We start from the raw sequence: 13,115 nt of genomic DNA on the forward strand, positions 1-13,115 counted from the left end.
AGTGCGGTAATAGCTAGGCACTGAGACAGAGGGCGAAGGAGCGTACTTGAAGTACGTGACTAGCCCGAATGTCGAAGTAACGACGCTAGTGCCGTGCTATGTGAGCATCCCTAATGAGGTGATAGACCGTACGGCGGTTTATAAGGTAGCGCGGATGAATACGTATTGCCCCTTGCTTCATCAGTCCATACTGACCATACTTGCGGTTCATGGCAAACGTTTGCCACACAACAAGCGTGGCACCCACTAAGCCGATACCTAAGCACAGCCACTGACTCATACCGCAGAGATAGCATACGACCACAAGCACAAAAACCGCCAAGAGTCCTCCAGCAAAGAGGAAGAGGTATTGCGCTTTCAAGCCCTTAAACTCCACTGTACGACCTATTCCCTTATTGATGTCCCACGATGCCATTAGAGGAAGAAGCTACGAAGGATGGTTGCTGCCACAATGAGGAAGATACAAGCTCCAAACCAAGAGGCAGCCGTCTTGCTGGTGTCGGGATCACCGCTGGAAAACTTGTTGTAGACCTTGATGCCACCAATCAGACCAACGACAGCACCGATGGCGTAGATGAGTTTTGTGCCAGGATCAAAGTAGGAAGTCACCATTTTAGTGGCTGCATTGATACCTGCCATACCGTTACCTTGGGCATAAGCTCCTGCCGATACGAGAAAGAGGGCGAGAAGCACGAGAGAAAGTTTCTTTGTTGTCTTCATATTGATAGAAATTAAATGTGATTATTGCTAGGGTGAGAGGATGGAAGTGAGAACAGAGGGAGGTATTGTAGGTTCTAGTAAAGGTAGGATTGGTGTGTAACCTCACACCTCCACAGAGTTCTCCTGTTCCGAATGGATAGTTTTACAGATAGTAATCGAGAGAATGAGTTGCAATTTCTGAAATGGAGTTAGAAGATTCTTTTTCTTCTTCCGCCCCTTCTTGTTCTTCTGTTTCAGCCTTGTCAATGGCTTGCAAGAGTTTCTGATGCACCCTTTCTTCTTGGGAGAGTTGAGCTTTATATTGCGCCAATAAGTCCGTACCTTTCAGACTTTGGAGCGTATGGACAATCTCCGTTTCGTCCTCCTCATCAAGACTATCATCTTGTTTGTGCCAATGATTCAATCGCACTAAGTCGCGAGTGAGAATGCTAGTGGGCGAAATATCGGTAGTAGCATTGTCTTGCCAAAGGATTTCTTCGCGAAGCACCTCCTCCTCATCCACTTCTTCTAATGTATAGTCCACCGCGATTTCACTCTCTTCGGTCTGTTCGTGGGAGTCTTCTGCAATTTCTTGTTGTAAAGAATCAGCTACAGTTTCTGTTACTGTACTTTGACCAGCCACATTAACCGACTCCTTACTAGCTGTTTCAGTGGCTTCCACATCGGATGTCGCAGCAATAATTTGTGTCGTCAATCCTTTGCTTTTGCCCACAAGGATATACTCTTCAGAAGTTTTGGCTGTATCTTGCTGCGTATCAGCTTGAGGTACAACTTTCTGTTGAGTTGAACATCCACTTCTCCAACGATGAAAGGTATAAATCAGCCCCATCGCCACCCACAGGATGGAGAAAAGGAGCAAAATATTGAGTAGAAAAGCAGTAATCATAGTTGTATGGTTTGTTCCTTCTTGCGTTTGACAATTTCCTTATTGAGCAATTGTTGGTGCGTGCGAAGATGTTCCACAATAATGCGTTCAATGTAACTCGAGAGTGTCGTGTCAGACCGCAAATCACTCAGCACGTGCCGCAGTGTTTGCAACACCTCTGTGCGAATGGTGAATCCCGATTTCGCACCTTTGGTACTATTGGCGGTCAAATAGAGGTCTGCATATTGAGAAAATGAAATCGTTGATGTGGACTCACTCGTGATCTCCTCCTCCTTTTTCTCTTTTGGAGGAAGTGCAAGGGAAGTTACGGGCTTGTCATAGAAAGGTGCATCTTCTAGCGTTCGTTCCTTCGTACCCATATCTCCCAATTCTTGGAGCTTCTCTTGGAAAATTTTATTGCGTTGTTCCTTCAGACTACTCATCAGACATTAGATTTATAAGGTGTAACTTCTCTATCACCTCATCCACCCACGCATCAATGCCAAGGGCAGCGCGATACATCGGAGCAGGCGCAAGATAAGAACTGCGGAAACAAGTTTTGATACCTCCTGCAGCTTGTAATTCTCGTGCAATCTTTACCGAATGATAGATGCAAGTATCAAACATACTCAAACCCTCTTGCTGGGCATAGTCCGTGAAAACCTGTTGAATCGTGGGATTTGCACTGCGATTTACCTTATTCCAGAGAAAGAAGAAGTCTTCAATGCGCGCATCTTCAAAGCCTAAGCCCAAATCACGGATGGTGCGAGCATAGGCAAAAGAAGACGCTAAGGACTGAGGGTCGGCTTCGATGGGAGAGATGATGAAATCCATCTCCACAGAAAAGCGCAACAAACTCTCTGTGCTGGCGTGTCCTGGGAAATCAAAGATTACAAGTCGTTCTCCTCTTCCTTGTGTGTCGAGATATTGTTGCACCAGCGTGAGAGCATCTTCGGGTTTGGCGCGTAATATCGTATAGGAAGGTTTCCCTAAGCGCGTGAAATAGGCTTTCATCTCAGCTTGTATCTTGGCATCCGACTCGATAAGGTCCCGTTCGCGCTCTCGTAACTTATAGAACGACTCTTGTGTTGCGTCACAATCCATGACAACAAGAGGAATCCCACGCTCATAATACAGTACCGCAGCCAAGACTTCGGCTAAACTGCTTTTTCCCACTCCACCTTTTTGAGAAGCGAAGCCTAAAAATAGAGGTCGTGATACTTTCTGTTGCATAATGCATCGTGTTTAGAGGTCGTAATGCTTAGACTTTTCTCTGTATAGACTCATAGACTTAAGTCAATTGGTCAATTAGTCAGTTAGTCAATTGGTCAGTTAGTCAATTAGTCAATTGGTCGATTGGTCAGTTAGTCAGTTAGTCAGTTAGTCAGTTAGTCAATGAGTCAGTCCATTTGGATGTCTTTAGCTCAGTCTATACAGACCTTTTGACTCTGCAAAAGAACTTAGTTTTTAGTCCACTCACAAGAAAAGGAGAAAAGAGGGAAAAATAGGGATGAATTGGATAATCCTTTCGTATTGAATGATTTAAGTTTAGGCTGTAACTTTGCAGACGAACAAATACAACCCCTAACACGACCGAAGGAAACAGCCCACTAAGGGCTGGATGCTTCCTCAGCATCAACTCTTTTTACTGGCAAGGTGTGTCTTTGTAACACAAACCGCGGTTTGTCTCACAAAAACTCCTTGCCTCGGTGCGAGGAAACGCTGAACTCCAAAGTCGTCAGTAAAGAAGAAACACATGAAACAGCAAAGCAATCCCTCCACTGAGGGCTTAAACTCCGATAAACCTCGGTGGGACAATTGGCACATACGCCTTCCTAATCCCAAAGACCAACAGAAAATCATTGATTTGTTCCAACGTTCGGGAGCAAAAACAAAGTCAGACTTTGTGCGCGCTCGCTTGTTGGGTGAAGAATTTAAGGGCATCTCCGTAGATAAATCAGCCGTGGAATACAACCGCAAGCTATCGGAATTCACAGCACAGTTACATAAGATTGGCATCCTCTATAACCAAGCCGTACGCGCGCTCAATACCTATCATTCCGTTAAGACAGCACAGGTGATGCTAGAGAAATTGGCACACTATTCCACGCAAATCCTTGCGTTGCAATCACAAGTTATTGCCCTCACCATTGACTACCGAAAACGATGATAGCCAAAATTTCTGCCACGGAAAACCTCGGTGGTACGCTAGGCTACAACTTTAAGAAAGTGGAAAAAGGAGAAGCCGAAGTCATTCTATCCAAAGGTCTCTATCAATCAGCAGAAGGGGAATTTAAGATGGAAGAAGTACTTCGGGATATGCAAGCACTCCTTCCGCAACATTGCCGAACGAAGAAAACCGTCTTCCATTGTTCCCTCAATCCTCACCCCGATGAACGCTTGTCGGATGAGAGGCTAGCCACCTTAGCCGAGGAATATATGCAGGCACTCGGCTACGGCTCACAACCCTACATCGTGTTTAAGCACCACGACATCGAGCGAGAACATATACACATTGTTTCTTTGCGTGTAAACGAACATGGAGAAAAAATCAATGATAGGTTTGAAAAGCGAAGAAGCAAGCGTATCACAGATGCTCTAGAACAAAAATACGGACTGATACCCAGTACACCGACCCAAGAGCAAGTGCTTCAAAAAGCAAGTACAAAAGAAACGCTTAATGAGTCCGTAGAGAATAGAAAAACAAAGGTAGAAAAAGTGCTTCGTGCCGTACTTGCACACTACAAATTCGCTTCCTTGGGAGAACTCAATGCCATACTCGCACACTATCATCTCACAGCTGAAGAGGTAAAAACAGAAGTTCGGGGCAAACGCTATGATGGACTGGTCTACCTCCTCACAGATGATGAGGGCAAAAAAGAAAGTCTGCCCATAGCAGCCTCTGAACTAGGTCGAGGATTAGGACATACCGCTATCACCAACCACATCAAACGCTCAAAGTCTACGCTAAAAACAGATATACCCAAGGTAAGGCAACGCGTACTTATGGCGATGAGCACTTCCCCCTCGTCAGAAGTCGATTTGAAGAAAAGCCTTAGCCAACAAGGATTGAGAGTGGTGCTTCGCAGAAATAAGGCAGGGCGCGTCTATGGTATCACCTTTATAGACGACAAAGAAGGGATAGCCCTCAATGGTTCACGTTTGGGCAAGGGATATTCTGCCAACGTCTTTGCCCAATATCTGCAAGACACCAGACAGAATCCTTTCTTGGATGAAACACGTTATCCCAACAGCCTTGGGGAAAGTGCTGAAGGAAGAGAAAAAACGTGGGACATTTCTCAAAAAAACTCCCACGTTTTTCCAAAAAAGTCCGACGTTTTTTCAGAAAAGTCCCACGTTTCTCACAACAACTCAGAAAGCGACAATCTCATTGACGAACTCTTGGACGACACCTTAGAAACTTTGGCAGCACCGGCAGGGAATGATGATTGGAAAGAAGCGGCTTGGCAACGCAAACTGCGCAGACAGAGTAGGGTGCGATTGGGAAGAAGAAAGCACTAGTTCTAAAGGCATTATCATAGTATTCAAATATAAATCACACACACACATACCTCTATGGCACAAGAAGACGATTTACGAGCATTGGGAAAGATTATGGACTTTATGCGAGGCATATCCGTACTCTTTCTCCTCATCAACTGCTATTGGTTTTGTTATAGCGCATTTGAAACGTGGCACTTCACGCTGGCTATAATCGACAAAATCCTACTCAATTTTCAACGCACGACAGGTCTGTTCTCCTCCATTCTCTGGACAAAGCTCTTTTGTGTAGTCTTCCTTGGGCTTTCTTGCCTAGGCACAAAGGGCGTCAAAGAAGAAAAGATAACGTGGGGAATGATTTACTCAGCCCTTGCCGTGGGCTTTGTGCTTTTCTTTCTCAATTGGTGGTTGCTCGTTTTGCCCATCTCTGCAGTAGGTGCAGCATCATTCTACATCTTCTCTTTGTCTCTAGGTTATATCTGCCTATTGATGGCTGGAGTGTGGATGAGTCGTTTGCTCAAGAACAACCTGATGGATGACGTTTTCAACATGGAAAACGAGAGTTTTATGCAAGAAACACGGCTGATGCAAAACGAGTATTCGGTGAACTTGCCGACACGCTTTTACTACAAAAAGAAATGGAACAAAGGGTGGATCAACATCGTCAATCCTTTCCGTGCTTCGATGGTTCTCGGCACACCTGGTTCGGGGAAGTCTTATGCCATTGTGAACAACTACATCAAGCAACAAATAGAAAAAGGTTTTGCGATGTACATCTACGACTACAAATTTCCTGACCTCTCAGAGATTGCCTACAATCATTTGCTCCATCATTTGGATGCTTATGAAGTAAAACCCCAATTCTTCGTCATCAACTTTGATGACCCTCGCAAGAGTCACCGCTGCAATCCCATCAATCCTAGTTTTATGACGGACATCTCTGATGCTTACGAAAGTGCTTACACGATTATGCTCAACCTCAACCGCTCGTGGATTCAAAAACAAGGAGACTTCTTTGTGGAGTCACCTATCATCTTACTCGCTGCCATCATTTGGTTCCTCAAAATCTACGAAGACGGCAAGTATTGCACCTTTCCCCACGCCATTGAGTTCCTCAATTGCCCTTATGCGCAGATATTTCCCATCCTCACCGCCTATGACGAATTGGCAAACTATCTTTCACCCTTTATGGATGCTTGGGAGGGTGGGGCGCAAGACCAGCTACAAGGGCAGATTGCTTCGGCAAAGATACCGCTCTCGCGCATGATAAGCCCAGCTCTCTATTGGGTGATGACAGGAGATGACTTTTCCCTTGACATCAACAACCCACGTGAGCCAAAGATATTGGTCGTAGGAAACAATCCCGACCGACAGAACATCTACTCGGCAGCACTTGGACTCTACAATTCGCGCATTGTGAAACTCATCAACAAGAAGAAGCAACTCAAATCTTCGGTCATTATAGACGAGCTACCGACCATCTACTTCCGTGGATTGGACAACCTCATTGCCACAGCTCGCTCTAACAAAGTGGCAGTTTGTTTGGGCTTTCAAGACTTCTCGCAGCTCACGCGTGACTATGGAGACAAGGAAAGTAAGGTTATCCAAAATACCGTGGGAAACGTCTTCTCAGGTCAAGTCGTAGGTGAAACTGCCAAGACCCTCTCCGAACGCTTCGGAAAAGTTCTCCAGCAACGTCAGTCGATGACCATTAACCGCAACGACAAGTCTACCTCCATCTCCACGCAACTCGATAGTCTTATCCCTGCTTCCAAAATCTCCAACCTCACACAAGGCATGTTTGTCGGAGCTGTCTCCGATAATTTCGACGAGCGCATCGAGCAGAAAATCTTCCACGCTGAGATAGTTGTAGATTCAGCTAAAGTCTCTGCCGAAATGAAAGCCTATCAGCCCATTCCCATCATCGCGGAGTTCACAAACGAAGATGGCTCCGACAATCTCCGTGAGACAATCGAAGCCAACTATAAGTGTGTGAAGCAGGACATCCTATCCCTTGTCGCCAGTGAGATTGAGCGAATCAAGAATGACCCCGCATTATGTCAGCTTATAAGAGAATGATGTGTCAGCGCTTTTGATAATACTTATCTAATACATTCCACACATTTGTAGAATAAAACTGCTGCTTCGGAGATTTTGGATTGTCTGGATCTAAGCTTCTGACGTGACACAACTTGGAGTCTGATTTGACTTCTCGCATATAACGATTAAAGAGATTATTTTTCTTAAAGTTAGAATATCTAGACTTACATTTTTCAATTAGGACCTTATATCTCCAAGGATAACGCTGTTTGATATCCTCTTCGGTGAGTGTGATTGGTACTCCATCGGAGGCATAATGCATTCCGAGGCTATCTATAGAATTCCCTTTTTTCAGCTGAACATCAATAGCTATTGCAATGTCAAAAGAAGATTCCTCTGAGTCTTTAAGCTTCTTTTGTAGTAACGATGCATAATTCTTCTCTTCACTCGTCAGCACCCCATCAACTATTGTTCCTTTTTCTATATATGCAAGTGGCATTAGATAGAAGTTGTATCTATCAAATTGGATACCGATACTCCATTCCTTGGTTATGGTGAGATAGTTCTTAATGCAAGCGAAACCTATCTCTTGTATTTGCTTTCCAAAAGTTTTGGATGTGTTCACAAAATGGATTGCATTATCTCTCAATTCAATCAATGCTTCAATATTTAGTTTTACATTCCTAGGCAACTTCCCTTGATGTGTTAGAACCTCAATAGCTGAAAGTATTGAGATACTCTTAGGATTCCCCGTTCTATTCTTAGATACAAGCATTCTTGTTGAACTCGTGCCATCTTTCTTCTTCTTTGGAATAAGTTCATAGATAGAGCGAGTATTATATTTACTGGATCTAAGAATAAACGCCTTCAGCAAAAGTTCCCAAGCATTAACCGCAAGTATCGCAAAGGCTTCCTCCCTATAAGAAAAATCGGGTTTATTATAAAGCTCAATAGCAGACAGTATACTGCTTAAAGACTTATCAATCAGAGAGACATATAAATGATTCCTTTTACTCATTTGCCATATTGGTTTGTATCTGATATAGTTACTACTACAGCTCTATTAGAGCATAATAATAATGGGGAAGATTTCCATCCTCCCCCATTACTATATCTGTTATCTAGTCTTTTGCTTACTCCTGTCGGTACTCGCTCTCCCAAGTCGTGTCCTCGGGCTTATCGCCCTTGTGACCTGCAAGCTGGATAATGAAGCTCTTGGCTGGGAAGTAAGGCGTGATATGAATATCAAGTAGAACTCTATCCTTCTGATTCGGATCTTGCTCTATTTTCAGCACCTTGAACTTCTCAATGAGTCCGCTTGGTCCTTGTACTCCATCCAAGAACTTGACGATTTGCGCACGAAGGTCTGCTTCAGTGCGTGTTGTCCAGTTCTCAAAAGCTCTGCGGTTGAGAAAGTCAAACAACACCTTGGTGATGTAGTCGAAGACACGCACGACAGAGTAAGTCTGTAGACCAATGTTATCTCCATTGAAGAGAGTCTTGGCTGAGAATGCCATCACTCGACTATACTCATTGACCATTGGAACGAGTCCCATACGCTCAAGTTCTGAGATTTCGCTCTTCTTCAAGTCAAAGTGTACGCTCTCCACTTCGTTGATGCCACCAAACTTCTTACCTGCCACTACTTGAGACATCTTCGTTGAGTAGATACGTCCAGCAAGAGCTGCTGATGGAGCAACGTAAAGATGCTCCTCTTCACCTGCAACGTCTACTTTAGCTCGTCCCAACAACCAGTTACAAGTCATTATTGTGTTGGACTTGTAGACTTCTCCACCTGTATGGTCTGCGCTGAAGAACATATCCACGACATCCTCTGGGCTCTCCAAGTTTTGGAAGTCCGTGACAAGGAGTGCCTTGTTATCGTGTGCAATCTTTGCCCATTTATCCAGCACAGCATTAGATCCAAGATAGCCTGGCACAACGAGTAAGGAGTAGTTACGACGTAGGTCGAGGCGGTCAAAGTTCTGTTTCAGTTCATCTGCGATGTGATCGATGAAGAGTGTATTGTCAAGATCCGTCAGCTGTGAAAGTTCTGCATTGACTATTGTCAGGTTCTTGACCTTGCTCTCCTCTGTATTTTTGAAGAAGTGAGCCACAGAGCGGTAGGAGGCTTCCAACTCACGAGTACGTTTGAGCGTGGTCAAAAGATTGGCATTAAGCGTTTCCTCTACTTCGATGGCACGTTCCTTAGCAAAGTCTCGCATCTTATCAGCAGACTCTCCTGATTTCAAGAGATCAAGCCAAATTTTGATACGCCCTGTCAGCTGACGACGAGCATCTCCTCGTCCCTCATCGGTCAAGAAGATGTTACGTCTTGCTTTACGCTCGGGGTTCATATTAGAGAATTCATCGATAATTTGCTCCAAGAACGCAAAGCCACCATAAGCCTTGAGCTTATTAATGACTGAGCGATTAGCAGAGCTGACTTGCTTTGTCGTGCTATTGCTCGCACTAGGGCTCTGCTCTAACTGAGGTTTGGGAGTATTCTTATCTGCCATAGCCGTGTAGTCTGTTGGGTTATTCTTTGATTCTACTTGCATCCTCTAGTTCTACGAGTGATGCCTCTAGAACCTGTATCATCTCAGCTCGTGCTTCCTCATCACTCAAGCTCTTCAGAAGAGCTTTGTTACTACTCAGAAGACGAGATATTTTGAGGTACTGTTCTCGCTCAATATTGAGTTGTGAAAGGAAAGGGCTATTCTCCTTAAGCTTCTTAGCACTGAAGTCACTGAGCCCTTTGAAGTCTAGCTTCTCTGGAATCGCATTGCCCTCTTGGTCTTGAAATTCCAGCTCCACCGAGGGTTGGAAGCGTTCGAAGACGTCTTCGAGCGTTTCAAGACCATAAATCGTCTCAGGCTGAAGTGGAGCTTCTTCCGTGAGTTTCTGAACGAGTAGCGTGCGATTGGAGGGAATCTCCGCTATTGCTTCGTTGGCGTCAATCTTGACTTCGTTTCCTCCGACACCGTATTCATATAATGCCATAGGCTTTAGTTATTAGGTGAGTTTTCTATTGATTGCTTTTATTCTGGTATCACTAAAGTTTTCACAAGCTACTGAAAGCAAGAGGATTCCTATAACGAACCATCATCAATGCGAAAGTAAGCACTTCTCTCGACATTACCAAATCTTTCCCGAATTTTCATCAAACTTTTTTACAGGGGAGCGACCTAAGTAGGACTAGAGACCTTCTTCCATTCCTGCCGATAAAATCCGTTAATGAGCCTATAAACAAGGGATTCCGTCAATGTTCCAACAGAGGTTTTGCACCTTTGTGCCATCGACATCCGTAAGGGGCTTTAAGTTCGATAAGCCAAATTGCGTCATTGTTTGCTCCTAGATGTAGCTATTAAGAACCGATATCCTCACACAAGAATCCTCATCAAGTTACCATAGATGCTCTACCATACAAGTGCTGATCGTGCCACTGTTAAGCTACACTATCCCAAAGGACGCTTGAAACTTAATCTTGCATTCCTCTAATAGTTCGTGAGCTCGAGCAACAGGGAAAGCTTCGCTTCCTCCCAGTTCAGCAATTCGGACTATGTCCATTGCAAGTATCACCAAATGAAAAACATTAGACCATTTAGTTTTAGCATTGAATATCGGATTCAAGGTGTCCAAATCTAAATGCTCTCCTTTTAGAGTACGAAGAAAAACAGACCGATTTACCTTTTGAGAAAGTTCGTCTCCTGAATGTAGTGCTTCTTCAACTCTTTCTTTCCCCTTGGTTCTTGTACACTTATCACACCTTACCTTGAGCAACAATAAAGGCTCTATAAACTCCCAAGAATTGAAGTCTATAAAGGGAAGTGATTCAATAGGTTTTTCTAAGAACTTCCATAAGACTGGACTATCAAGCAAGTAGGAACAGAATGAGAAATGAGCAAAAAGCTCTATTCCTTCCGTATCGTCCAAGGAGGGGAAATTTTCCACTTTCCGAATGAATTCACTCGCCTGCTCTTGAAACCATACAAACTCTCTATGCTTATACAAAGCTACTGCATTCATATTTAATCTATTATTCTAAATAAAACTCTTGTGTCTTTTAATTTTCCTTTTAACGCATGAATAATAGCAGCACCAGCCCCTCTATTGTCAGAGGGAGATATGTACCGAACACTTACACCTTTCCCACCTTCCTTAAACATCGCCATTGTATTTTCCACTAGGAAGTGCACCACTGGTTTTGCAAATTTAGATAGAAAAGTTCATATGGTGTCCTGTATCGGTTTGTTTGAGAGGTATAGCTATACGACTGTTTTATGCATGAAGATACTAAATGTCAACGGTAGAAGATAGCGTACAAATACGTTCTGCAAGGCTCTTATGATATGTGCATGTAATGATGTCTCCTACTGCTTTAGCGATTTCACACCCCAAGAACCTCCTTGTAGAATAGGAGCTCTTTCTTTGCATTAGCCTTTGCATGTGGCCGGCGCAAAGCCATTAGAAAAGGTAAAACCTCATTGGGCTGGTTCTTGATTATATAGAATAACACCACCGGAAATATGGCAAAATCTCTATCGTATGGGAAAAGTACGCCATCATCGGGATTTTCAGATGGGTCTTGCTCTTCTCCTTCTGGATACTCTTCCTCAAGATCATCATTTTTTGAGACTTTATCTACGTATGCGAGAACATATCTAGACAAAGATTCTTTCTCTGCACTCAGGAGGTTAAGTAATTCTTTTATACTAACCTTCGACTTGTTTATAACCTCTGCACTAGAGTTCAACATAGCCAACGATGGGAGATGCTCACTCATATATAATCCCCTCTCTTTTTGTAGTCTTTCAATAAAGCACACATACACTGGATGCTGAATGAATTCCTTTACAGCTGCAATATCTACCATGTTTTTACGCTTCTTATAATTCTATAGAGTTCATTGTTTATATGTCTATACGAGTCCATAGAGGCATGCCCCCATGGAGTATTTTCCCCTAGGAAGTGCACCACTGGTTTTGCAAATTTAGATAGAAAAGTTCATATGGTGTCCTGTATCGGTTTGTTTGGGAGGTATAGCTATACGAATGTTTTATTCATGAAGATACTAAATGTCAACGGTAGAAGATAGCGTACAAATACGTTCTGCAAGGCTCTTATGATATGTGCATGTAATGATGTCCCCTACTGCTTTAGCGATTTCACACCCCAAGAACCTCCTTGTAGAATAGGAGCTCTTTCTTTGCATTAGCCTTTACATGTGGCCAGCGCAAAGCCATTAGAAAAGGTAAAACCTCATTGGGCTGGTTCTTGATTATATAGAATAACACCACCGGAAATATGGCAAAATCTCTTTCGTATGGGAGAAGTACGCCATCATCGGAATCTTCAAATGGGTCTTGCTCTTCTCCTTCTGGAAACTCATCCTCAAAATCATCATCTTTTGAGACTCTATCTACGAATGCAAGAACATATCTATACAAAGATTCGTCCTCTGCACTCAGGAGGTTAAGTAATTCTTTTATACTAACCTTCGACTTGTTTATAATATCTGCACTATAGTTCAATATAGTAAACGATGGGAGATTCTCACTCATAGACAATTCCCCCTCTTTTTGTAGCCTTTCAATAAAGCACACATACACTGGATGCTGAATGAATTCCTTTACAGCTGCAATATCTACCATGTTTTTACGCTTTTTATAATTTTATAGAGTTTATAGTTTATATATTTATACGAATCCATAGAGGCATGCCCCCATGGAGTAGCAGGTATTAAATTCCATAGCTCATTCGCCTTAGGGGTTTTTAGTCGCTGTGGTAAAGCCCAATGATGTAATTCCATTGATATATCTTTCGCCTCGAGTCCAACATTAAATTTACTAATCACAACCCTCATCATCGGAGCCTTTCCCTTCTTCATTCGTGCAATGTTTCGAGCAGAGTATTTATGAGGATTAATCAAAGCCTCGCGTTTCCAAAACTTCTTTCGGGCTGTGCTCCAACAATCCAGTCCGAATGG

Annotated in this window: 15 protein-coding genes; 3 read left to right on the top strand and 12 right to left on the bottom strand. The window is 43.4% G+C overall.

The annotated features are described in order from the left end of the window. Positions 1 to 85 precede the first annotated feature (85 nt). From BQ2633_RS09500 to BQ2633_RS09520, 5 genes are all read right to left on the bottom strand, one after another. Positions 86 to 415, bottom strand: coding sequence for a DUF4133 domain-containing protein (locus BQ2633_RS09500; protein ID WP_075566704.1), 330 nt, complete (start codon positions 413 to 415; stop codon positions 86 to 88). Further along, positions 415 to 720, bottom strand: a complete 306-nt coding sequence (locus tag BQ2633_RS09505; RefSeq protein ID WP_075566706.1) for a DUF4134 domain-containing protein — start codon at positions 718 to 720, stop codon at positions 415 to 417. Before BQ2633_RS09505 ends, BQ2633_RS09500 begins: the two co-directional genes overlap by 1 nt. Positions 721 to 862: 142 nt before the next feature. Further along, the gene (locus tag BQ2633_RS09510; protein ID WP_075566708.1) at positions 863 to 1,606 is read right to left on the bottom strand and encodes a hypothetical protein; all 744 of its coding nucleotides are present in this window, start codon (positions 1,604 to 1,606) and stop codon (positions 863 to 865) included. Beyond that, the gene (locus BQ2633_RS09515) at positions 1,603 to 2,028 is read right to left on the bottom strand and encodes a DUF3408 domain-containing protein (RefSeq protein ID WP_075566710.1); all 426 of its coding nucleotides are present in this window, start codon (positions 2,026 to 2,028) and stop codon (positions 1,603 to 1,605) included. The genes BQ2633_RS09510 and BQ2633_RS09515 overlap by 4 nt, the downstream gene beginning before the upstream one ends. Beyond that, positions 2,021 to 2,818, bottom strand: coding sequence for a ParA family protein (locus BQ2633_RS09520; protein ID WP_075566712.1), 798 nt, complete (start codon positions 2,816 to 2,818; stop codon positions 2,021 to 2,023). Before BQ2633_RS09520 ends, BQ2633_RS09515 begins: the two co-directional genes overlap by 8 nt. Positions 2,819 to 3,341: 523 nt before the next feature. Here BQ2633_RS09520 and BQ2633_RS09525 point away from each other — a divergent pair. The 3 genes from BQ2633_RS09525 to mobC are packed head-to-tail and all read left to right on the top strand — an operon-like array spanning position 3,342 to position 7,165. After that, complete coding sequence (locus BQ2633_RS09525; protein ID WP_075566714.1) at positions 3,342 to 3,755, top strand: plasmid mobilization protein; 414 nt, start codon at positions 3,342 to 3,344, stop codon at positions 3,753 to 3,755. Continuing rightward, the gene (gene mobB, locus BQ2633_RS09530; protein WP_075566716.1) at positions 3,752 to 5,107 is read left to right on the top strand and encodes a conjugal transfer protein MobB; all 1,356 of its coding nucleotides are present in this window, start codon (positions 3,752 to 3,754) and stop codon (positions 5,105 to 5,107) included. The genes BQ2633_RS09525 and mobB overlap by 4 nt, the downstream gene beginning before the upstream one ends. Before the next feature lie 54 nt (positions 5,108 to 5,161). After that, the gene (gene mobC, locus BQ2633_RS09535) at positions 5,162 to 7,165 is read left to right on the top strand and encodes a conjugal transfer protein MobC (RefSeq protein ID WP_075566718.1); all 2,004 of its coding nucleotides are present in this window, start codon (positions 5,162 to 5,164) and stop codon (positions 7,163 to 7,165) included. A gap of 4 nt (positions 7,166 to 7,169) precedes the next feature. Here mobC and BQ2633_RS09540 read toward each other — a convergent pair whose 3' ends face one another. The 7 genes from BQ2633_RS09540 to BQ2633_RS11615 all read right to left on the bottom strand — a co-directional run. Beyond that, a complete protein-coding gene (locus tag BQ2633_RS09540) occupies positions 7,170 to 8,144 on the bottom strand; it encodes a DUF3644 domain-containing protein (protein WP_075566720.1) in 975 nt (324 codons plus the stop codon). Positions 8,145 to 8,259: 115 nt separating this feature from the next. Further along, a complete protein-coding gene (locus BQ2633_RS09545; RefSeq protein ID WP_075567362.1) occupies positions 8,260 to 9,645 on the bottom strand; it encodes a DUF5458 family protein in 1,386 nt (461 codons plus the stop codon). A 19-nt stretch (positions 9,646 to 9,664) separates the two neighbouring features. Then, positions 9,665 to 10,129 (bottom strand): hypothetical protein, encoded by a 465-nt coding sequence (locus BQ2633_RS09550; protein WP_075566721.1) that lies wholly within the window; start codon positions 10,127 to 10,129, stop codon positions 9,665 to 9,667. A 450-nt stretch (positions 10,130 to 10,579) separates the two neighbouring features. Further along, positions 10,580 to 11,155 (bottom strand): DUF6707 family protein, encoded by a 576-nt coding sequence (locus BQ2633_RS09555; RefSeq protein WP_075566722.1) that lies wholly within the window; start codon positions 11,153 to 11,155, stop codon positions 10,580 to 10,582. Between the two features lie 361 nt (positions 11,156 to 11,516). Then, positions 11,517 to 12,002: a hypothetical protein gene (locus tag BQ2633_RS09565; protein ID WP_075566723.1), complete on the bottom strand. Its 486-nt coding sequence runs from the start codon at positions 12,000 to 12,002 to the stop codon at positions 11,517 to 11,519. A gap of 292 nt (positions 12,003 to 12,294) precedes the next feature. Then, positions 12,295 to 12,780, bottom strand: a complete 486-nt coding sequence (locus BQ2633_RS09570; RefSeq protein WP_075566724.1) for a hypothetical protein — start codon at positions 12,778 to 12,780, stop codon at positions 12,295 to 12,297. Continuing rightward, a partial coding sequence (locus BQ2633_RS11615; protein WP_346048557.1) for a hypothetical protein occupies positions 12,774 to 13,115 on the bottom strand: 342 nt, incomplete at its 5' end. The genes BQ2633_RS09570 and BQ2633_RS11615, both read right to left, overlap by 7 nt.

Source organism: Ihuprevotella massiliensis, assembly GCA_900095835.1.
Classification (GTDB): Bacteria; Bacteroidota; Bacteroidia; order Bacteroidales; family Bacteroidaceae; genus Alloprevotella; species Alloprevotella massiliensis.